This window comes from Pseudoduganella buxea (assembly GCF_009720835.1).
GTDB classification, from domain to species: Bacteria; Pseudomonadota; Gammaproteobacteria; order Burkholderiales; family Burkholderiaceae_D; genus Rugamonas; species Rugamonas buxea.
This window is the reverse complement of the sequence record NZ_WNKZ01000015.1, coordinates 59867-80917: the sequence shown is the minus strand read 5'-3', so window position 1 is coordinate 80917 and position 21051 is coordinate 59867. Positions and strand designations below refer to the sequence as shown.

17 protein-coding genes are annotated in these 21051 nt (G+C 64.3%); 6 read left to right on the top strand and 11 right to left on the bottom strand.

The window, feature by feature from the left end; translation table 11 throughout:
- The first annotated feature begins 163 nt into the window (after positions 1-163).
- The 5 genes from GM672_RS08020 to GM672_RS08000 all read left to right on the top strand — a co-directional run bounded on the left by GM672_RS08020 (position 164) and on the right by GM672_RS08000 (position 4586).
- Positions 164-1189 carry an SEL1-like repeat protein gene (locus GM672_RS08020; protein ID WP_155470001.1) on the top strand — a complete coding sequence of 342 codons (1026 nt, stop codon included), beginning with the start codon at positions 164-166 and terminating at the stop codon, positions 1187-1189.
- Positions 1190-1236: 47 nt separating this feature from the next.
- Positions 1237-2262, top strand: a complete 1026-nt coding sequence (locus GM672_RS08015; RefSeq protein ID WP_229417618.1) for an SEL1-like repeat protein — start codon at positions 1237-1239, stop codon at positions 2260-2262.
- A 143-nt stretch (positions 2263-2405) separates the two neighbouring features.
- On the top strand, positions 2406-3335 hold the full coding sequence (locus GM672_RS08010) for an SEL1-like repeat protein (RefSeq protein ID WP_229417617.1): 930 nt from the start codon (positions 2406-2408) through the stop codon (positions 3333-3335).
- A 26-nt stretch (positions 3336-3361) separates the two neighbouring features.
- Positions 3362-3640 (top strand): PAAR domain-containing protein, encoded by a 279-nt coding sequence (locus GM672_RS08005; RefSeq protein WP_155470000.1) that lies wholly within the window; start codon positions 3362-3364, stop codon positions 3638-3640.
- A 208-nt stretch (positions 3641-3848) separates the two neighbouring features.
- Positions 3849-4586, top strand: coding sequence for an aquaporin (locus GM672_RS08000; RefSeq protein ID WP_155469999.1), 738 nt, complete (start codon positions 3849-3851; stop codon positions 4584-4586).
- Here GM672_RS08000 and GM672_RS07995 read toward each other — a convergent pair.
- Complete coding sequence (locus tag GM672_RS07995; RefSeq protein WP_155469998.1) at positions 4516-5298, bottom strand: HoxN/HupN/NixA family nickel/cobalt transporter; 783 nt, start codon at positions 5296-5298, stop codon at positions 4516-4518. The genes GM672_RS08000 and GM672_RS07995 overlap by 71 nt on opposite strands.
- A 98-nt stretch (positions 5299-5396) precedes the next feature.
- Positions 5397-5771 (bottom strand): Fur family transcriptional regulator, encoded by a 375-nt coding sequence (locus GM672_RS07990; protein WP_155469997.1) that lies wholly within the window; start codon positions 5769-5771, stop codon positions 5397-5399.
- A gap of 130 nt (positions 5772-5901) precedes the next feature.
- Here GM672_RS07990 and GM672_RS07985 point away from each other — a divergent pair, with 130 nt between their 5' ends.
- A complete protein-coding gene (locus GM672_RS07985; RefSeq protein ID WP_155469996.1) occupies positions 5902-7986 on the top strand; it encodes a TonB-dependent receptor domain-containing protein in 2085 nt (694 codons plus the stop codon).
- 105 nt (positions 7987-8091) lie between these two features.
- Here GM672_RS07985 and GM672_RS07980 read toward each other — a convergent pair whose 3' ends face one another.
- From GM672_RS07980 to GM672_RS07940, 9 genes are all read right to left on the bottom strand, one after another.
- Positions 8092-8736 carry an NF038129 family PEP-CTERM protein gene (locus GM672_RS07980; RefSeq protein WP_155469995.1) on the bottom strand — a complete coding sequence of 215 codons (645 nt, stop codon included), beginning with the start codon at positions 8734-8736 and terminating at the stop codon, positions 8092-8094.
- 10 nt (positions 8737-8746) lie between these two features.
- On the bottom strand, positions 8747-11737 hold the full coding sequence (locus tag GM672_RS07975) for an ExeM/NucH family extracellular endonuclease (RefSeq protein ID WP_155469994.1): 2991 nt from the start codon (positions 11735-11737) through the stop codon (positions 8747-8749).
- 219 nt (positions 11738-11956) lie between these two features.
- Positions 11957-13096 carry a Rossmann-fold NAD(P)-binding domain-containing protein gene (locus tag GM672_RS07970; protein ID WP_155469993.1) on the bottom strand — a complete coding sequence of 380 codons (1140 nt, stop codon included), beginning with the start codon at positions 13094-13096 and terminating at the stop codon, positions 11957-11959.
- A 441-nt stretch (positions 13097-13537) separates the two neighbouring features.
- A complete protein-coding gene (locus GM672_RS07965; protein ID WP_308807489.1) occupies positions 13538-14545 on the bottom strand; it encodes a TIGR03790 family protein in 1008 nt (335 codons plus the stop codon).
- A 101-nt stretch (positions 14546-14646) separates the two neighbouring features.
- On the bottom strand, positions 14647-16065 hold the full coding sequence (locus GM672_RS07960; protein ID WP_155469992.1) for a mannose-1-phosphate guanylyltransferase/mannose-6-phosphate isomerase: 1419 nt from the start codon (positions 16063-16065) through the stop codon (positions 14647-14649).
- Positions 16062-17234 carry a nucleotidyltransferase family protein gene (locus GM672_RS07955; RefSeq protein WP_155469991.1) on the bottom strand — a complete coding sequence of 391 codons (1173 nt, stop codon included), beginning with the start codon at positions 17232-17234 and terminating at the stop codon, positions 16062-16064. Before GM672_RS07955 ends, GM672_RS07960 begins: the two co-directional genes overlap by 4 nt.
- A 16-nt stretch (positions 17235-17250) precedes the next feature.
- Positions 17251-18249, bottom strand: a complete 999-nt coding sequence (galE, locus tag GM672_RS07950) for a UDP-glucose 4-epimerase GalE (protein ID WP_155469990.1) — start codon at positions 18247-18249, stop codon at positions 17251-17253.
- Positions 18250-19518: a glycosyltransferase family 4 protein gene (locus GM672_RS07945; RefSeq protein WP_229417616.1), complete on the bottom strand. Its 1269-nt coding sequence runs from the start codon at positions 19516-19518 to the stop codon at positions 18250-18252. It lies immediately after the preceding gene.
- Entirely contained in the window at positions 19502-20812 is a 1311-nt protein-coding gene (locus tag GM672_RS07940; RefSeq protein ID WP_155469989.1) for a nucleotide sugar dehydrogenase, read from the bottom strand. The genes GM672_RS07945 and GM672_RS07940 overlap by 17 nt, the downstream gene beginning before the upstream one ends.
- Positions 20813-21051: the final 239 nt, after the last annotated feature.

The window sequence follows — 21051 nt, the reverse complement described above, 5'->3', positions numbered from 1 at the left end:
GACCTGAAACTGACCCGGCTGGACAAGGTGCTGCCGCTGCCTCCTGCGGAACTACCCGAATGGAACGGCATCCAGGACGCCATCGAGCCCGAGCCGGACGGCCCGCCGAGCTACTGACGTCATTGCTACCGCACGTTCACCGCGTTCGAACCCTGTTTCAACCATGCCCCCTCTTCGCCGCTGGTGCATTTTTGTCTGCGCATCGCTCGCTGCCGCGGCAGGGGCCTATGCCTTTGCCAAACATCTGGAGTACGTGAAGATGCATACCATTCCCCCCGGCTTGCAGGCGTTCGATGTCAAAGGCCCGATTCCGACCTGCGGACGCTGGAAAAACACGATGCCGAAAACGCGCGATCCTGCCGCCTACCGGCTCTACATCAATGCACGCAAGATATGGCGCAGCAAAATTGAGTGGCAGCTGACGCGCCAGGAGGCGCTCGGCATCTTGCACGACGTGCAGGCTGCTGCGAACCAAGGCGACTGGGGAGCACGTGCATTGATGGCCAACTTCTACCGGTCCGGCCTCGGTCCGCTCGAGAAGAACAAAGTGCTCGACCCAGATGCAGACAAGCTAGTGGAAATATTGCGCTCGGCCGTCGCGGCCGGCCAAGCCTGGGGCCACTATGACCTCGGCGTCGCGCACGAGCATGGCTACGGGGGTGCTGCTCAGGATGACAAAATCGCTTGGGCCTATTACCGAAAGGCAGCGGAGCTCGGCAGCCCAGAAGCGCAGATGGCACTGGCGAGCGCGTACCTGAAGGCCGAACGCCGCGATGCCGAGGAAGTGATGGTGATGTGCGCGTACGCTCAAGGTCACGGCCCAGCGGCCTATGATTTGGGAATCTCAGCAAAGCTTCGCAAGGATTTTAAGGCAGCGCTGGAGTATTTTCAGGCGGGGACGCGGTTCGGCAGCAAGGATTCTGCGGTAGCGCTGAGGATCATATTTGACAGCAAAAAATGGAGTTTGCGCAACAAACAAGATCAGCTTGCGCTCAAAGGACTCGAAATCTTGCCCGATCCGGAGCGTGAAAGCCGGTATCACCAAATCTACCAGGCACTCGACCTCAACCCCGATCTGAAACTGACTCGCCTCGATAAAGTGCTGCCGCTGCCTCCTTCGGAACTACCCGAATGGAACGGCATTCAGGACGCCATCGAGCCCGAGCCGGACGGCCCGCCGAGCTACTGACGTCATTGCTACCGCACGTTCACCGCGTTTCGAACCCTCTTTCAACCATGCCCCCTCTTCGCCGCTGGTGCATTTTTGTCTGCGCATCGCTCGCTGCCGCGGCAGGGGCCTATGCCTTTGCCAAACATCTGGAGTACGTGAAGATGCATACCATTCCCCCCGGCTTGCAGGCGTTCGACGTCAACGGTCCGGTCCCGACCTGCGGACGCTGGAAGGACACGATGCCGAAAACGCGCGATCCTGCCGCCTACCGGCTCTACATCAATGCACGCAAGCTATGGCGCAGCAAGATCGAGTGGCAACTGACGCGCCAGGAAGCGCTTGGCATCCTGCACGACGTACAGACCGCCGCGAACCAGGGTGACTGGGGAGCACGCGCATTGATGGCCTACTTCTATCGCAATGGCCTCGGTCCCCTCGAGAAGAACCACGTGCTCGATCCGGATGCGGACAAGCTGGTGGAAATCCTGCGCTCGGCCGTCGCGGCCGGCCAGGCCTGGGGCTACTACGATCTCGGCGTCGCGCACGAGCATGGCTACGGCGGTGCCGCGCAGGATGACAAGATCGCATGGGCCTATTACCGGAAGGCGGCGGAGCTCGGCAGCCCGGAAGCGCAGATGACGTTGGCAAGCGAGTACCTAAAGGCCGGCCGTCGCGATGATGAGGAGACGATGATAACTTGCGCGTATAACCAAAGGCATGGACCTGCAGCCGATAAGTTCGGAAGCTATGCTGAGCTTCGCAAGAATTTTGCCGCAGCGCTGGAGCATTATCAGGCGGCGACGCGGTTCGGAAGCAAGGATTCTGCGGTAGCGCTACGAATTATGTTTGACACTAAGCACTGGAGTTCTCGTGACAGGCAGGATCAGCTTGCGCTCAAAGGACTCGAAATCCTGCCCGATCCGGAGCGTGAAAACCGGTATCACCAGATCTACCAGGCACTCGACCTCAACCCCGACCTGAAACTGACCCGGCTGGACAAGGTGCTGCCGCTGCCTCCTGCGGAACTACCCGAATGGAACGGCATCCAGGACGCCATCGAGCCCGAGCCGGACGGCCCGCCGAGCTACTGACGTCATCGCTTTTCCGCCTTCGCACATTCCGATCCCACTTTTCAACCATGCCCCCTCTTCGCCGCTGGTGCATTTTTGTCTGCGCATCGCTCGCTGCCGCGGCAGGGGTCTATGCCTTTGCCAAACATCTGGAGTACTTGAGGATGCATACCATTCCCGCCGGCTTGCAGGCGTTCGATGTCAACGGCCCGATCCCGACCTGCGGACGCTGGAAGGACACGATGCCGAAGACGCGCGATCCGGCCGCCTACCGGCTCTACATCAATGCCCGCAAGCTGTGGCGCAGCAAGATCGAGTGGCAGCTGACGCGCCAGGAAGCGCTCGGCATCCTGCACGACGTGCAGGCCGCCGCAAACCAGGGCGACTGGGGTGCACGCGCATTGATGGCCTACTTCTATCGCAATGGCCTCGGTCCCCTCGAGAAGAACCACGTGCTCGATCCGGATGCGGACAAGCTGGTGGAAATCCTGCGCTCGGCCGTCGCGGCCGGCCAAGCCTGGGGCTACTACGACCTCGGCGTCGCGCACGAGCATGGCTACGGGGGCGCTGCTCAGGATGACAAAATCGCTTGGGCCTATTACCGGAAGGCGGCGGAGCTTGGCAGTCCGGAAGCGCAGATGGCTTTGGCGAGCGCGTACCTGAAGGCCGAACGCCGAGATGCCGAGAAAGCGATCGTAATGTGCGCGTACAGGCAGGACCACGGCCCTGCCGCCTACGACCTGGGAATGTCAGCAAAACTTCGAAAGGATTTTAGGACGGCACTGGAGTATTATCAGGCGGGGACGCGGTTCGGCAGCAAAGAAGCTGCAGTATCTTTGATGTTTTTTTTCGACAGTAAAGAGTGGAGTTTGCGTGACAAACAAGAGCAGGCGGCGCTCAAAGAACTCGATATCTTGCCCGATCCGGAGCGTGAAAGCCGGTATCACCAAATCTACCAGGCACTCGACCTAAATCCCGACCTGAAACTGACCCGACTGGACAAAGTGCTGCCACTACCTCCCGCGGAACTGCCCGCATGGAACGGCATCCAGGGCACCATCGAGCCCGAGCCGGACGGCCCGCCGAGCTACTGACATCACCAAATGACAGGGAGAGCGCCATGCCTTTGAAAATCATCACGGTGGGCGACAAGACCGACCATGGCGGAACCGTCATCAGCGGCTCGCCAAACCATGATATTCGTGGGCGTGCCATTGCAAGGCTCGGGGACAAGGTGGCCTGCCCGCAGGTCTACCCTGGAGGCAAACCGCATGGCGTCAACAAGATTGTCACTGCCCATCAGTCCTTCACCGTCAATGGCGTACCGGTCGCGGTCGAAGGGTGCACGACCGAGTGCGGGTGCAAGCTGATCGGCAGCAAGCCGGCCGACGTCGGGTAGCGCTGTATCGCTCACCGGCTCATTTTTGATAACGAACGACGACTGTTCCGGCACGCGGGCTCGCGACAGTTGTTGCATGCGCGGAATGCAAAATCGTTGCCTGGACTCGTCACGGCCACTGATACCGGGTATAGCCCGCCCCTGATAGCGCCACACATCGCCCTGCTCTACAGTACGCGCTTCGAATGCGACGGTGACAGGAATGACGATGGCTTTGGCGAAGTGTCTGGCGGCGGAACTGGTCGGCACGGCCCTGCTGCTGGCGATCGGCGGCGGCGCCGGCATTGCCGCGCAGCGCCTGGCGGCGGGCGATGCCGCGCTGGCGCTGCTGGTCAGCGCGCTGGTGGGCGCCACCGGGCTGGCCGTGCTGATCCTCACCTTCGGCGGCATTTCCGGGGGCCTGTTCAATCCCGTGCTGACCTTGTCGCAAGCATGGCGCGGCGCGCTGCCCGTGCGCCACGTGGCGCCATATATCGGCGTCCAGGCGCTTGGCGCCATGGCCGGCGCGGCCGCCGTGCACGGCATGTACGGGCTGGAGCTGATGGTGGCCACGCAGGCGGTGCGCACCGGCGCAAACCAGTGGCTGGGCGAGTTCGTCGCCACCTTCGGCCTGCTGTGCGTCTTTATCGGCTGCGGGCGCTCGCGCCCCGTCGTGGCGCCGTTTGCCGTGTCGGCCTACGTGATGGCGGCGTGCTGGTTTACTTCTTCGTCGGCCTTCATGAACCCGGCCATGACGTTGGCGAGGGCTTTCGGCGCAGCCGGTGCGCTACGCCTGGCCGATGTACCCGCGTTCGTGTTGGCGCAGCTGGCCGGTGCTGGCGCCGCGACGGCGATCTTCCTGTGGCTGCACGGCGCCCCGCTCGGCGCGGTGCGCGTCAGCCGCCGGCTGTCGCCCGCCGTGCGCCACGCTGCAACAGGGGCAACAGCGCCATCGCCGCCACCATGAGCAGCCCGACCAGGGTCAATGCATCCTCGCCCAGCGCCAGCGCGGGCCAGGCGGCACTGGCGATGCCATAGGCCGCCACGCCGTAGGCGGCAATGACGATCAGCCAGCCCACCGAACGGCGGTAGCGCAGCACGTCCGCCGGGCCCGAGCGGGCCAGCAGGCGGCCCACCATGCGCGCGTCGAATGCGTCGACGACGACCATGCCGGCCGTGAAGGCGATGCCCAGCAGGATGGCCGTCGTCACGCCATTGCCCTCCCTGCCCAGCGCGGCCAGGTGACCGGCCGTGTCGAACACGAGGGCGAACAGGATGCCGACGACGAACATCGTTGCCGCACCGCCGTCCTTCAGGCGCGGCACCAGGCAGCCCAGCCAGCCGGCCGGCCGGAACTCGCGGGCGCGCAGCAGGCCCTTCAGGTTCAGCGAACCGACCAGCAGCAACAGCGCCACGGGCAGCCATTCGAACGTCGCCGCCAGCCATGGCGCCGGCACGATGTCGCCGCGCATGCCGTGCAGGGCCAGGCCCGCCGCCGTCACGGCCAGCCCATGGCCGAGGGCGAACAGCGTGCCGGCACGCATGGCCCGCCTTCCATCTCTTTCCGTATCCCGGTAGGTCATCGAATCGACGATGGCAATATGGTCCGGGTCCAGGCCGTGCCGCAGGCCCAGCAGGAACATCACCATCATGCCGTCCACCGCCAGCAGTTCATTCATCGCAGCTCTCCTTCGTCAATTCGATAATGATAACCCATTATCGTTAATGGTGAAGGAAAGCGCTCACGCGGTCATGCGCGGGGCGCTTGTTCAGGCGATTATTTGCAGTCCGGGCAGTGCCCGTACAAGGTGACTTCGTGACGTTCGACGGAGAAGCCGGGTGGCGCCATCTTGTCCAGGTTGCCCGGGCAGGCATGCACGTCGAACACGCGCTGGCACACGGTGCACTGGAAATGGTGATGGTGGTGGGCGCCGATGGCCACGGGCTCGTAGCGCGCCACTTCACCCGGCAGGGTGACGACGGTGACGGCGCCGTCCTCGACGAGCGACTTCAGGTTGCGGTAGACGGTGGCCATGCCCAGCTGGCTGACGTCGGCACTGGCGGCGGCCAGCACTTCCGGCGGCGACAGGGGCCGGCGCGCCTGTTCGATGGCGTGCAGGATGGCGGTTTTCTGGCGTGTATTGCGTTGCATGGACGAAGGATACACGAGCGGCGGCCGGGCAACCAGCACCCCCTTGAGCCAATATTGATAATGACTTATCATTATTGGACTTCGAACGCTGCCGTCCGGGCCGCGACGATCAACTGAACAAGGAAAGCCGATGTCCCACCTCCCCTGCACGCGCTCGCCGCTGGCGCTTGCCCTGCTGCTGGCCTTTGTCCCACCGCTGACGGCGCATGCCGCCCCAGCCGAGGCCGACACCCGCCGTCTGGCTGCCGATCCGGACAGCGCCTCCACCGTCGTCATCTCGGCCAGCGCCCTCGGCCTGCTGGGCGACGACATGATCACGCCCGTCACGGCGTTGGCCGGCGACCGGCTGGTGCGCGAACGCGAGTCGACCCTGGGCGACACGCTGAAGAACCAGCCCGGCATCACGTCCACCCACTTCGGCGCCGGCGCCGGACGTCCCGTCATCCGCGGCATGGACGGCCCGCGCGTGAAGATCCTGTCCGACGGCGCCGAGGTGCAGGACGCCTCCACCATCAGCCCGGACCATGCAGTGGCCTTCGAGCCGCTGCTGGCCGAACGCATCGAAGTGCTGCGCGGCCCGTCCGCGCTGGCCTACGGCAGTGGCGCCGTGGGTGGCGTCGTCAATATCCTCGACCGCAAGATCCCGACGGCCATGCCCGTCAAGCCCATCGAAGGCAGCATGGAATTGCGCGGCAATTCGGCCGCCGATGAAAAGACCGGCGCCTTCGAGGTGACGGGCGGCTTCGGAAACGTGGCCGTGCACGCGGAAGGCGCCCGGCGCGATGCCGGCGACTACCGTGTCGGCAAGGGCTGGGAAGACGGCCGCACGGTGACGGGCAGCTTCCGCGAATCGACCAGCGGCAGCGTGGGCCTGTCGTGGATCGGCGCGCGCGGCTACCTGGGCGTGGCCTACACGAAGGAGCGCAGCGAGTACGGCATCCCCGGCCACAACCACGAATTCGGCGGCTGCCACCCGCATGGCGACCACCTCCATTGCGGCAGCCACGAGGAAGAGGAAGAAGGCCACGATCACGAGCACGAGCATGGCGAGGAACCGCCACCGGTCGTCAAGCTCGACAGCGAACGGTGGGACGTGCGGGGCGAATACAGCAATCCGCTGGCCGGCTTCTCCCGGCTGCGCGTGCGCGCCGCCTACACGGACTACCGTCACGACGAGATCGACGACGGCGTCGTGGCCACCACCTTCGTCAACAAGGCCCGCGACGGCAGGGTCGAACTGGAACACCTGCCGCTGGGCGGGTGGCGCGGCGTACTGGGCCTGCAGACGGGCCGGCGCGACTTCTCCGCGGTTGGCGACGAGGCCTATGTGCCGCCGACGGTAACGAAAAAACACGCCGCCTTCTTGACCGAGGAATACCGCTTGAATGCCTGGCGCTTCGAGGCTGCCGCACGCCACGAGTGGCAGGACATCGACGTCGACGCCACGGGGCTGGAGAGCCGCAAGGCACGCGGCACATCCGTGTCGGCCGGCGCCGTGTGGAAGTTCGCACCCCAGTATTCGCTGGGCGCCACCGTGGCCCGCACGCACCGTTTGCCGACGGCCGAGGAACTGTATGCCGACGGCGTGCACCTGGCCACCAGCACCTATGAAGTGGGCAACCAGGACTTGAAGAAGGAAACGTCGAACAACGTCGACCTGACCCTGCGCAAGTTCGCCGGCGCCACGACGTTCTCCGTCAGCGCCTTCCGCAACCGGGTCAACGACTACATCTACGGCCGCACCCTGGACAACCACGAAGGCTTCCAGCTGATCGAATATGCCCAGCGCGATGCCGTCTTCACCGGTATCGAGGGCGAGCTGCGCCACAAGCTGTCGCCGGCCCTGTCAGCCACCCTGTTCGGCGACTACGTGCGGGCGAAATTCGACGACGGCGCGGGCAACCTGCCCCGCATTCCGGCCCACCGCATCGGCGCGCGCCTGGACGGCAACTGGCAGGCCTGGCACGGCAACGTGGAGCTGGTGCGGGTCGGCAAGCAGGACAAGGTGGGCCCGTTCGAGCGGGCCACGGACGGCTACGCGATGCTGAACCTGGGCGGTCACTACGAACTGCGCCTGGGCGGCCAGCAGGCGCAGCTGTACGCCCGCATCAACAACCTGACGGATGAACTGGCGTTCAGCCACACGTCGTTCATCCGCGACGCCGCGCCGCTGGCCGGACGCAATGTGACGGCGGGCTTGCGCGTGGCGTTCTGAAGGCCCTGACGACGTAAAAAAACCCGTTGCAGCGTGATCGCTGCAACGGGTTTTTTTATCGGCGCGAGGCGCCGCGTGACTGCGTTACTGCATCAGGACGTTACGTCATGCGCGGCGGGCGCGGGCCACGCCGGCCAGCAGCATGCCGCCGATGCCCAGCATCAGCCAGGACGACGGCTCCGGCACGGCCGAGATGGTGGCCGCGTTGGAGAAGGTGGCCACGTCGGTGGTGCCGAAGCCACCCACCGTCGTGGCGGGTGTCCACGTCACGCTGGCCAGGCTGCCGTCCGGCGACGACGAGCCGCCCAGCAAGGTGGTCTTGTCGGCGCCGAAGGCCGACACGCTGAAGACGGACTGGCCGATGTCGACGGACAGGTTGGCGTCCCCGCTGAAGGTGATGTTAAAGCTCAGCACGCTGCCGTAGCCGACTGCATGGAACAGGTCGTTGAAGCTGTCGCCATTGCCGATCACGTAGCCGGTGGCCAGCGAACCGCTCACCTGCCCCGCCGTCTCGACCGCTGCCAGCGCGTCGAAGCCGCTGAAGTTCGTCAAGGTGACGGTGGCGGCCGGGCTCTCGCTGTCGCCGGCGCCGTTGAACTGCAGGTCCAGCCAGCCGGAAGCCTGGCCGAAATTGCTCGTGTCGATCGACACGGCCAGGGTCGTGTCGGCGCTGGCCATGCCGCTGGAGATGGCCAGCACCAGCGCGGCGACGGCGGCGCGCAGGGAAGACGATTGTGCGAAACGATTCATGGTTCTGTCCTTAGAAGGCGCCGCTGAAGACGGCCGCCGAGTACGAGGTGTTGATCTTGTTCGGGTTGCGGAGGGTGACGGGCAGCGTCACCGAGGCACCGGCCGCCAGGCTGGCGTTGCTGGTGACGTAGGGCGCGCCATCCTTGCTGCCGCTGGCATTGACGAGGGTCACGCCGGTGGTCAGGCCGTTCAGCACCAGGTGCAGCGGGCCATTCAGGGTGGCGCCGGATTTGTTCACCAGGGTAACCGTGCCCGTGAACAGGCCCGTGGCGCGGTTGAAGGTCAGGCCCGAGCTGATCTTCTGGATGCCTGCCGTCACGTCCACGGCCGACGGCAGCAGGTTCAGGCTGACGACGACGGGGTCATGGTCCGACGCGCGGTAAGGCAGCGCGTTGTACAGGTCCTGCGGCTTGCCGTCCGTGTTGTAGTCGATCACTTCCGGTTCGTCCGCATTGACGTGCCATTCGGCCGCGCCTGCAACTTGCGGGCTCAGGCTGTTGCTGGCCAGCGCGTGGTCCAGATAGCCCGCTTCGTGGCCGAACACGTAGGAGTAAGGCAAGCCGGTTGGGCGGATGAAGCGTTCCAGCTGGTTCACATAGCCGGCCGCCGTGATGGTGGCGATCGGGTCTTCCATGCCATAGGCATTCATGTCGCCGATGACGAGCACGTCCGGATCGCCGGCCGCCGCCACCACCTGCGGCAGGAAGCTGTTGACGAGACGCTGGGCCTGCAGCACGCGGGTACCGTTCCAGCAGGACTGGCCGTCGCCGTTGTCGGCATTGACGCCGCCGCCGCTCGGGCAGCCGCCCTTCGATTTCAGGTGGTTCACCACCAGGCTGAACTTGCCGCCGTTGGTGGCCTGGAAGGTCTGCGCCATCGGCGGACGGTTGTTGATGCCGTCGGCATCGGATTTGGCCGTGCCCACCAGGGCCAGCTTGCCCGGCTTGTAGATCATCGCCACGCGGATGGCGTCCGTGCCGGTGGCCGGCGGTTTCGGCACGACGGCGTACACGGTGGCGCCGTAGGCGGCGTTCAGGCTGTCGACCAGCACACCGGTGGAATAGTCGCCGTCGTTCTGGATTTCCATCAGGCCGACCACGTCGGCGTCGATGCCCTTCAGTTCGGCGACGATCTTGTCGCGCTGGCGGATGTATTCGGCCAGGTTGTCCGCGCCGCGGCAGTTCGACAGGCTCGTGCTGCCGCCGATGGTGCAGCCCTGGCCCGTCTGGCCGGCCACGTTGGCGCCGTTGGTGAAGGTGGTGAAGTAGTTCAGCACGTTGGCGCTGGCGACCTTCACGTTCCCCGATGGCAGCGTCGGCGCGCCTTCGCGGGGATTGTCGCGCGAGATCACGGGGGCCACCGTCGGCTGCAGCTTGAAGCCGGCGCCGCCGCCGCCCAGCGCGCCGAAGTCGACCACGCCCGTCAGGTCGCTGACGGTGTCGCCGGCGCGCACCGTCGGGCCTTCGCCGATGTACGGGATCGTCGTCGGCGTCGTGAACAGGCCGTCGTCCAGCACGATGCGGTTGGCGGCGTTGGCGGCGGCCAGGGCCTGGGCTTCGGCCGAACGGGGCGCGTAACGGTTGGTGGGGATTTCCAGGCGGCCGGACGACAGGGTCAGTTCGCCGCGGCTGCCCACGTAGGCCGTCTGCGAGATCGTCAGCGGGCCGGTGAAGCGCACCAGCATGCCTTCGACCTGATCCAGGCGGGCATTCGGCAAGGCGATATTGGCCGGTGCAACGCTGTGGCCGCCCGACAGGGCGACGACCGCCGTGACGTCCTTCATTTCCGTGTACGAGCGGGTGGCGCCGTTCGGCGTGAATTCGACGACGGTACCGGTGACGCGCACCAGCTGGCCGACCGACACATTGTCCGCCGCGCTGCTGCTGTAGATGAACAGGCCGTCGGACGTGGCGGGGTCGCCGTCGCCATTGGCGTCCTGCAGGAAGAAGCCGCCCGCCACCTTGGCCGTGACGACGCCCTGCGTCGTCTGGCTCGTGTTGGCATACGGGCTGGCCGCGCCGGCACCCTGGATCTGGGGAATCGTGCGGGTGACGGCGGCCAGGGTCTGCACGGCCACGTTGACGGTGCAGGACGCTTCCTGGGCCTGGTCGTTGACGAAGCGGATCGTCACCGGGTAGCTGCCCAGCGGCACATTGGCCGACACTTCCAGGCGCGCGTTGGCGCTGGCGCCCGCTTCATTGGCGGCGGCGAAGTTCACCAGGGCGATGCCGGGCACGGCGCCTGAGGTGATGACGGCGCCGTTGACGATGCCGTCCGCGTCACTGGCCGACAGCATGGCCACGCCGGCGTAGCCCTGTGCCACGCCCAGGCTGGCCGGGCAGTTCGGCACGATGGGCCGGACCGGCACGACGCCGCACTGGTTGGTGGGCGCGCTGCTGTTGCGCGGGGTCGGCGCGGCCACCGTGAAGTCACCGCTGTTGTTGTCCGTGTCGATGCAGCCGGCCTCGTTGCGCAGCACGGCAGTGCTGTTGCCGGTGCCGCCTGCGGGCGCCGTGCCTTCGAAGCCGCTGGCCGCGCCCCAGCCGACCAGGTCGGCCACGGCCGTGCCGGCAGGATTGGCGCCCGTCAGCGCCGTCGTACCGCGCACCAGGGCCACCTTGGCGCCGCTGCCGCTCATCGGGATGGTGCCGACCGTGTCCGGCACCAGCGCGACGGTGCCGCCGCTGCCGGACGCCTGCTGCACCAGGTAGTACTGGCCCGGCTGCAAGGTCACGGCCGGCAGGTTGGTGACCTGCCACGTGGAGCCGCCCGCGCTGGCGTACTGCACGCTCCAGCCGTCCAGCGCCACGGGCGCGTCGCCCCGGTTGAACAGTTCGATGAAGTCGGACTTGATGGTGGCGCCGCTGTTGCCGCCGCCGCCATAGGCCTGGCTGATGACGACGTTCGATGCGGCAAGCGCCGGCGCGGACAGGCCGGCGAGCATGGCGGCAAGGACGGTCAGGCGGCCCGGGGTGGCGCGCGGAGTGGCGTGAATGGTCATGGAGTTCCCTGCGATGTTAATGAAAGTAATTGCATGTTATTACTTACATATTATCGGGACGGCATGACGGGTTCATGACACAGGATTAGTCCGAACGGACTAATCCTGTGCTTGGCGCGCGTGATGGCGCGATGGGAGGGCCGTGCGGCAGAGTGCCGGCGTGGCGGGATGGCAGGCTGGCGCGAGCACTACCGTGGCCGGCATGCTCCGCCTGCGCCCTTACAGGCCCTTCTTGTACTCGTGCGGGTACTGCTCGTGACGGTTCTGGAACTTCAGGATGGCGGGATTCTTGACGATGCCGTCCTTGATCTCGATCGCCCGGTTGATGGTCTTGTTCGATTCCCAGGCATCCGGCCCCTGGCTCAGCAAGTCCAGGTACTGCAGCACCGAGTTGGAGATTTCCCGCGTGGTGGCGTTCCACAGGTAGGTCGGCGTGTGGTCCACCGAGTAATACGTGACGCCACGGTCAACGGTGAACGTCGGTTCGTCGAACGTCGTGGGACGGGCGAACGGGAAGCCCATGCCTTCGTCGCAGCTGATGTCGATGATCAGCGAGCGCTCTTTCATGCGGCCCACCGTCTCCGGCTCGACGAACATCACGGGGTCGAGCGGGTCCTGCAGGATGCCGTTGCAGATGATGTCGGCTTCGGCGATTTCCTCGATCAGGGGACGCACGCGGCCCTCGGAGTCGCGCACCATCAGCTTGCCGTCTGCGTCGTTGTAGTACTGGCCGAAATAGACGTCCGGATTCTTGTGTGCAACCAGGTGCGACGGGCGGCGGGTGAAGACGTGGATATTGTTGAAGCCGCGTCCGTGCAGGGCGTGGATGGCGCCACGGCTGACTGAGCCGTAACCGAGGATCAGCACGCGCCGGCGCGGGCCGTAGAAACCGTCGATGCCCTGCAGTTGCAGGCTGTGCAGCACGGCCGCGTAGCCGGCGATCTCGTTGTTCGTGTAGAACACGTGCATCTGCTTTTCGTCCACTGCGCTCCAGTGGTGCATTGCCTCCCAGGCGATCAAGGTCAGCTTCTTGTCGATTGCCTTCTGGGCGATGGGACGCTGCTGCACGGCATGGACCCAGCCGAACAGCGTCTGGCCTTCCGTCATCCGTTCCAGGTCGGACACGCGGGGCTTGGGCATGGCAATGATCTCGCACTTTCCGAACAGCGAAGCGTAGTCGCTCATTTCGACACCGTGCTGCTTGAAATAGTCGTCGCTGAAGCCGAAATCGCTGCCGTAGCCGGCTTCGAACACGAGGTTCTTGCGCAGTGCCTCGGGAATCAGGGGCAGGTGCAGGGGATGGATCGGCAGGCGTCGCTCGTTTTCATGCTGCGAGGTCTTGAACAATGCTATTTTCATAAATTTTCCTGGATGGATACGCTTGAATTGCTGTGTAGCACGACGCAAGATACATGGAACGGCGCGCGCTTTATTTAATTGCAGGACTTTTTGCTCTATCAAACGTCCCGATCGGTACGATCCCGGTTGCGGCGCCAGGCGGCAAGGCCATGGCGGCAACGCTGTCTGGCGTGACGGGCCCTGCCCGCGCAGCCCCGAAGACACGCCGGCGGCGGTGCCGCCGGCAGCCGACGCAGCGCTCGGCAGACGAGGCGGCATCGGGGCAACGAGGGCAGCAAGTGAGACGATCAGACTGCATCGTCGCGCTAAGCGCCGTCATTCTATTGCTTTTTCATCATTTTACTATGGGATGGGTCGGCAGTGTGGTTCATCTGCCAAGACGACCGCTGTTTTTTGCCGCCGAAAATGCTGAATCATGAGTCGGCGCCTGCGCCAGCGCGGCTAGCGGCGGCGATAGGGCGCGGCCAGCGGTTCGCCGATGAACACGCCCTGGGACGGCCAGGCCACGCTGCGCCAGTAGGCTTCGATGGCAGTCGCCCCCAGCAGATAGTGGCGCAGCAGGACGCCCGGATTGGGGAATTTCTGCCAGTAATTGCACGGTTCGCTGACAGTGCCGTAGCTGGCCGTGGCCCCCGCCTCCAGCCATTTCAGGCTGCTCATCTGCCCTTCCCCCAGCAAGTCGCCGCCAAATGACGTCAGGTGGTCGGCCAGGGCGCCGGGCAGGAACTGCAGGCTGTCGAGCTTGTCGACACGCACGCGGCCGGTCTGGTAGAACATGATGTCGCGCTTGCCCTCGATATAGTCCTCGCGCAGCCGGTGGATGGTCAGCTTGCGGTTCGGCACGGCGCCTGACGGCGGGAAGAACTGCGCGCGGCTGTTGCGGGCCTTGTCGCCCGTGATCAGGAAATACGCGCCCGCCGTGGGAACCCGGAAGCCGCTCGCCTTGCCCCGCTCGATCAGCGCCCTGGCTTGCTCCACCGATTCGGTCGGCAGCAGCATCGACAGGCGCATGCTGCGGTCGGACGGCATCACGCCCGGCGCCGGATTGAAATAGGTGCTGGGCGTGCCGGGCCGGCAGGTCTTGGCGCACTGGTCGGCGTCGAAGCCGAGCGTATAGGCCGCCGTGATGCCGTTGCACTCCACCGCGTACGGTGCGGTCCACACCATCAGCACTGCCTGGATATTGGGGCCCAGCTTGCTGTCGATATCATGCCGCAGGCGTTCGAACTGCTCGGCGTCCAGCTTCTTCGGCCGGTTCGGGATGCGGACATGGACGATATTGGCGTCCGGGATGCCCCGTGCGACGCGGTACAACTCGCCGATCTCGACGCTGTTCGGCTCATCGTCGTTGATGACCAGCGCCAGCTGGGACGGTTGCAGGCCGCCTGCCGGGCCTTGCGCATGGGCGTGCGCGGCCGCCAGCAGCAGGGCCGAAAGAATGAGTCGCACGATGTGGAGGCTCCTGGATCAGAAAGGGAACAAAAAGGACGAAAAAAAACGGAAGCCGCAGCTTCCGTTTTCATTATACCCGCCAGCCTCGGAGGCCAGGTTCAAGTGCGCTGGTAGACGTCCTCGAAACGCACGATGTCGTCTTCGCCCAGGTAACCGCCGGACTGCACTTCGATCAGGTGCAGCGGCAGCTTGCCCGGGTTTTCCAGGCGGTGGTTCATGCCGATGGGGATATAGGTCGACTCGTTTTCCGTCAGCAGGCTCACCGTGTCGCCGCACGTTACTTTCGCGGTGCCGGAGACGACGATCCAGTGCTCGGCGCGGTGATGGTGCATCTGCAGCGACAGCTTGCCGCCCGGGTTGACGGTGATGCGCTTGACCTGGAAGCGCTCGCCGATGTCGATGCCTTCGTAGCAGCCCCATGGACGGTACACCTTGGTGTGGTGCAGGTGTTCCGTACGGTCCTGGCATTTCAGGTGTTCAACGACGTTCTTGACGCGCTGGACCTGGTCCTTGTGCGTGACAAGCACGGCATCGTTGGTTTCCACCACGACGATGTCTTCCAGGCCGATCACGGCGACGCAGCGGCTCTCCGCGCGTACCAGCGAATTCTTCACGCCATCGAGGTAGACGTCGCCACGGCAGGCATTGCCGTCGTCGTTACGTTCCTGCACTTCCCACAGCGCGGACCACGAGCCGACATCGCTCCAGCCGATCGACGCGGGCACGACGACGGCGTGACGGGTGTGTTCCATCACGGCATAGTCGATCGAGTCGGACGGGCTGGCCGCGAAGGCCGCTTCGTCCAGGCGGCAGAAGTCCAGGTCGCTGTAGCCCTTGTTGACCGCTTCCAGCGTCGCCGCCGCGATGGCCGGCTGGAACTGCTCCAGTTCCTTCAGGTAGGCGTCGGCGCGGAACAGGAACATGCCGCTGTTCCAGTAGTAGTTGCCGGCGGCGACAAAGCCTTCGGCGGTGGCGCGGTCCGGCTTCTCGACGAAGCGTTCGACCTTGAAGCACTCGTCGCCTGTCGGCAGCGGCTCGCCGCTCTTGATGTAGCCGTAGCCCGTTTCCGGCCCCGTCGGCACGATGCCGAAGGTGGCCAGCGAACCGTGTTCGACCAGCTTGGCGGCACGGCCGATGGCCGCATAGAAGGCGTCCGCGTCGGTGATGACGTGGTCGGCCGGCAGCACCAGCATGACGGCCTCGGGGTCCCGGGCCTTCAGGAAATGGGCAGCAGCGGCCACGGCCGGCGCCGTGTTGCGGCCTTCCGGTTCCAGCAGGATGCCCAGGGGCTTGATCTTGATCTCGCGCAGCTGCTCGGCGACCAGGAAGCGGTGTTCATTGCCGCAGATAATCAGCGGCTGCATCAGTTCCGGCCGGCCGTTCAGGCGCAGTGCCGTGTCCTGCAACATGGTCTTGTCGTTGACCAGGGGCAGCAATTGCTTCGGCAAAGCCGCGCGGGACAGGGGCCACAGGCGGGTGCCGGCGCCGCCGGACAGGATAACGGGATATATCTTCATGCTTTTTTCTGTGGTAAGTGGTGTAATTCTGCAGTGGGTTCGTGATGGGGGCGGCGCCCGGCACGCCGGTCGCGCGCATTGGCCCATTCGCCCGACTCGTATTCGGAGACATGCTTCATCTCGCCGGCCCGGTCGACACTATAGTCCTTGAAGACGATCAGTTCGTCGAGCGTAACATCCGGTAACACACGGGTGTATTCGAACAGCACGCTGCGCGTCACCGTGGCACCACTGCAGATGTGGCTGCCGTGACCGATCCATGTGGGGCCGATGATGGTGGCGCCCGCGTCGATCTTGACGCCGGAACCGATATATACGGGACCTTCGATCTTCGTGCCGTCGTTCCAGTCGATGCTGGTATTGAGGCCGACCCACAGGCCTTCATCGACCTGGATGCCGGGCACCGCCATGTTGGCCACTTCGCCCAGCAGGACGCCTTGCAGCACCTCCCAGTAGTCCTTGACGGAACCGATGTCGATCCAGTTGAACTTGCGCGTCTGGCTGTAGAAGGGCATGCCCTTCTCGGCCAGCAGGGGGAACAGCTCGGAGCCGATATCGAACGGACGGTCGGTCGGAATCAGGTCGATCACTTCCGGCTCGAAGATGTAGATGCCGGTGCTGACACAGTTGGACTTGGCTTCCTGCGGTGACGGCTTTTCCTGGAACTCCGTGATGCGGCCGTCCGCGTCGCTGACGACGACACCGTAGCTGGACACCTTGTCCAGCGGGACTTCGCGCGTGATGACGGTCGCCAGGGCGCCCTTGCGACGGTGTTCGAACAGGGCCGACTTCAGGTCCAGGTCGATCAGTGCATCGCCGCACAGGACGATCGTGGTTTCGTCGAAGAAGCCGCCGAACTCCTGGATCTTCTTCATGCCGCCGGCCGAGCCCAGTGGCTCGGGCACGACTTCGCCGTCGTCGTTCGTGTATCCCTCGAAGGAATAGCCGATCTGGACACCGAACTGGTGGCCTTCGCCGAAATACTCTTCGATCTTTTCATGCAGATAGCTGACGTTGACCATGATTTCGGTCACGCCGTAGCGGGCCAGGTGTTCCACCAGGTAGGCCATCACGGGCTTGCCCAGGATCGGGATCATTGGCTTCGGCAGTTCGTAAGTCAATGGCCGTACACGCGTGCCTTTGCCGGCTGCGAGGATCATTGCTTTCATCGGTAACCCCTTGAAATTATTTCGGTGAGGATTGCCAGCGCCATGCATCGGTGCACATGCGAGCGATATCGAACTGGGCTTTCCAGCCCAGTTCCCGCTCCGCATGTGCCGTATCTGCGTAGCAGGCGGCAATGTCGCCAGGTCGCCGGTCGACGATCTTATAGGGGACTTGCTTGCCGCTTGCCGCTTCGAAGGCGCGGACCATTTCGAGCACGCTGTTACCGCGGCCCGTGCCAAGATTGTAGGTAAAAATGCCAGAACCTGTCGCCAGCTTGTCCAGCGTCTTCACGTGGCCGATGGCCAGGTCGACGACGTGGATGTAATCGCGCACGCCCGTGCCGTCCGGCGTCGGATAATCGCCGCCGTACACGGACAGGAATTCGCGCCGGCCTTCCGCCACCTGGGCCACGTAGGGCAGCAGGTTGTTCGGGATGCCGTTCGGCGCTTCGCCGATCAAGCCGCTTTCGTGCGCGCCGACGGGATTGAAGTAGCGCAGCAATGCAATGCGCCAGCTGCTGTCGGCCTTGTACAGGTCGCGCAGGATATCTTCAATCATCAGCTTGCTGCGGCCGTACGGATTGGTGGCCGACAGGGGGAAGTCTTCCGTGATGGGCACCGTGGCCGGATCGCCGTACACCGTCGCCGAAGAACTGAATACCAGCGACTTGACATCGAACTTGGCCATTGTCTCGAACAGCACGACGCTGCCCGACACGTTGTTGTCGTAATAGCGCAGCGGCTGCGCCACCGATTCGCCGACGGCCTTCAGGCCGGCGAAGTGGATCACCGCGTCGACCTTGTGGGCGGCGAAGGCCGCTTCCATGGCGACGCGGTCGCGGATGTCGGCCTCGACGAACTCGAACGACTTGCCGGCGATTTTCGTCACGCGCTCGCGCACGGACGGATCGGCGTTGGACAGGTTGTCCAGCACCACGACTTCATGTCCGGACTGCAGCAGTTCGACAACCGTGTGCGAACCGATGTAGCCCATGCCTCCGGTAACCAGGATCTTCATTCAGCTTCCTTTGTATGATGGCGGCACCGCGCCGGGCAGCGGCGCATTGGCCGAATACAGCCGCTCGTAGGCTGCCAGCAGCTTCGGTGCTTCGTATTCCCATTCCAGTTCGTTGACGACGCGGTTGCGGCCATACGCGCCCATGCGCTCGCGGCGCACCGGATCGTCCAGCAGTTCCGCGATCTTCCTGGCCATGTCGACCGGGTCGTTCTTGGCCGCGTACAACGACGCTTCCTGGGCCGAGACCTTGCCTTCGACCAGGTCGAACTGCACGATCGGCTTGCCCAGCGCCATGTATTCCATGATCTTGTTCATGGTCGACTTGTCGTTCATGTCGTTGGCCACGTCCGGATTGACGCACACGTCGGACGTGTTGAGCATCTCCAGCAGGTCCTGGTCCGGCACGCGGCCCGTGAACGTGACGTAGTCGGCGATGCCCATCTTCACGGCCAGCGCCTTCATCTGGTCGAGCGACGTGCCGCCGCCGACCAGGCCGAAATGCACGTCGGTACGCTTCATGTCGACGATCAGATAGCGGGCTGCCTCGAGCAGCAGGTCGATGCCTTCCTGCGCGCCCATCACGCCGACATAGCCGACCAGGAAACGGCGGCCCTTCTTCAGCGCGTCCACCGGCGGCAGCACGCGCAGGCGGTCGAGCTTCGGACCGCTGCGCACGACATACACCTTGTCCGGGTCCATGCCGCCGCGCTCGATGGCGATGCGCTTGTAGGACTCGTTGGTGGCGATCGACACGTCGGAAGTCTTGAACGACCAGCGCTCGAACAGCACCATCAGCTTGTAGAAGAAATCGCGCCGGCCGAACTTCGCTTCGTACAGTTCCGGATTGATGTCGTGGTGGTCGAACACGAACTTCTTGCCCATCGTCAGCTTGAAGAAGCCGCCGATCAGGAACAGCAGGTCGGGCGGATTGCAGGCGTGAATGATGTCGAAGCCGCGCTCGCGCATGACCTTGATCGCCAGGCGGAAGGTGTGGAACAGCGCGGCCGAATACTCGATCGCGTAGCCCTTGGCGCCTTCCGCTTCCAGCGGCAGCTTGTAGCGGTAGATATGGATGCCGTCGATTTCCTCGTAGCGGCTCTCGTGACCCTTGCCGGTCGGGCAGATGATCGATACCTGGTAGCCGTTCGCATGCAAGGTGGTGGCTTCCTGCCACACGCGGCGGTCGAACGGCGACGGCAGGTTCTCGACCAGGATCAGGACACGCCGGCCGTGGCCGGCGCGCTGCATCGTGTTACCAGCAGATGCCATCGTACTGACCTCCGCTTTGCTCCTTGCTGATGCGTACCAGGTCGACGATGATCTGGCCTTCCTTCAACAGGCCGGGAACCTGCTTGAATTCGGCCGCGCCGTTGCCGATGACGACGGTGTCGGCGAAGGCCAGCACTTCTTCCATCGAGTTCACCATCAGCTTCGAGATGTGCGGAATGTGGTTCAGGATATAGTCCTGGTTGGCGCCCGTCAGCGCGGCCAGGTTGACGTTCTTGTCGTACAGCTTCAGTTCATAGCCCTTGCCCAGCAGGTGCTCGATGACGTCCACCAGCGGCGACTCGCGCAGGTCGTCGGTGCCGGCCTTGAACGAGAAGCCCAGGATGCCGACCTTGCGGTTGCCCTTGTCGACGATCATGTTGACGCCCTTCTCGACCTGCTTGCGGTTCGACGGCAGGATCGAATCCAGGAGCGGCAGTTCCAGGTCCAGCGAACGGGCCTTGTAGGTCAGCGCGCGCACGTCTTTCGGCAGGCAGGAGCCGCCGAAGGCGAAGCCGGGCTTCATGTAGTAAGGCGACAGGTTCAGCTTGGTGTCCTGGCAGAAGATCTCCATGACCTTGTGGCCATCGATGCCGACGGCCTTGCAGATATTGCCGATCTCGTTGGCGAAGGCCACCTTCACGGCGTGCCACGTGTTGTCCGTGTACTTGACCATTTCGGCCGTCTCGACGTCGGTGCGCACCATCGGCGCTTCCATTTTCTCGTACAGCTTGACCAGCATCTCGCCGGCGCGTTCGTCGGTCTCGCCGATGACGGTCTTCGGCGGATGGTAGTAATCGTAGACGGCCGTGCCTTCGCGCAGGAACTCGGGGTTGTTGCAGACGCCGAAATCGACGCCGGCCTTCTTGCCCGAGGCCTGTTCCAGGGTGGGGATGACGACGGCGCGCATCGAGCCCGGCAGCATCGTGCTGCGGGCGACGACGACGTGGAAGCTGTCCTTTTCCTTGATCGCTTCGCCGATCTGCTCGCACACCTTGCGCACGTGCGACAGGTCGAGGTTGCCGTTCAGCTGGGACGGGGTACCGACGCAGATCAGCGACATGTCGCTGTTCAATACGGCGTCGCGCACGTCGATGGTGGCGCGCAGCTTGCCTTCTTGCACCGTCTTGGAAATCATTTCCCCGATGTCTTTTTCGATAATCGGCGTGGTGCCGCCGTTGATCAGGTCCACCTTGGTGCGGTTCGGGTCCACACCGATGACGTCATGGCCATCCGTCGCCAGGCAACCCGCCGACACGGCGCCCACATAACCCAGACCGAAGATACTGATTTTCAAGATACTGCTCCTTAAATGTTTGTGTTACTACGCCCATCGCACCTGATCGGCTTGACACGCCCGGCGCCCCGAAGGCTGGCTTGCGTATCGCGGCTGTCGCCCCACGACGTGAAGCGGCGGTGCGATTTTTACAACGAAATTGAGTAAGACTGCCGCCGGAACACAAGTGTGACAGCGATTCCAATATGCATTTTACAACACAATTGTGACTACAAGATTTTCCCGGGACATGCGTCAGC

Coding starts and splice junctions, on each gene's coding strand:
- GM672_RS08020 (WP_155470001.1), top strand. CDS start 164: ATGCCCCCTCTTCGCCGCTGGTGCATTTTTGTCTGCGCATCGCTCGCT.
- GM672_RS08015 (WP_229417618.1), top strand. CDS start 1,237: ATGCCCCCTCTTCGCCGCTGGTGCATTTTTGTCTGCGCATCGCTCGCT.
- GM672_RS08010 (WP_229417617.1), top strand. CDS start 2,406: ATGCATACCATTCCCGCCGGCTTGCAGGCGTTCGATGTCAACGGCCCG.
- GM672_RS08005 (WP_155470000.1), top strand. CDS start 3,362: ATGCCTTTGAAAATCATCACGGTGGGCGACAAGACCGACCATGGCGGA.
- GM672_RS08000 (WP_155469999.1), top strand. CDS start 3,849: ATGGCTTTGGCGAAGTGTCTGGCGGCGGAACTGGTCGGCACGGCCCTG.
- GM672_RS07995 (WP_155469998.1), bottom strand. CDS start 5,298: ATGAATGAACTGCTGGCGGTGGACGGCATGATGGTGATGTTCCTGCTG.
- GM672_RS07990 (WP_155469997.1), bottom strand. CDS start 5,771: ATGCAACGCAATACACGCCAGAAAACCGCCATCCTGCACGCCATCGAA.
- GM672_RS07985 (WP_155469996.1), top strand. CDS start 5,902: ATGTCCCACCTCCCCTGCACGCGCTCGCCGCTGGCGCTTGCCCTGCTG.
- GM672_RS07980 (WP_155469995.1), bottom strand. CDS start 8,736: ATGAATCGTTTCGCACAATCGTCTTCCCTGCGCGCCGCCGTCGCCGCG.
- GM672_RS07975 (WP_155469994.1), bottom strand. CDS start 11,737: ATGACCATTCACGCCACTCCGCGCGCCACCCCGGGCCGCCTGACCGTC.
- GM672_RS07970 (WP_155469993.1), bottom strand. CDS start 13,096: ATGAAAATAGCATTGTTCAAGACCTCGCAGCATGAAAACGAGCGACGC.
- GM672_RS07960 (WP_155469992.1), bottom strand. CDS start 16,065: ATGAAGATATATCCCGTTATCCTGTCCGGCGGCGCCGGCACCCGCCTG.
- GM672_RS07955 (WP_155469991.1), bottom strand. CDS start 17,234: ATGAAAGCAATGATCCTCGCAGCCGGCAAAGGCACGCGTGTACGGCCA.
- galE (WP_155469990.1), bottom strand. CDS start 18,249: ATGAAGATCCTGGTTACCGGAGGCATGGGCTACATCGGTTCGCACACG.
- GM672_RS07945 (WP_229417616.1), bottom strand. CDS start 19,518: ATGGCATCTGCTGGTAACACGATGCAGCGCGCCGGCCACGGCCGGCGT.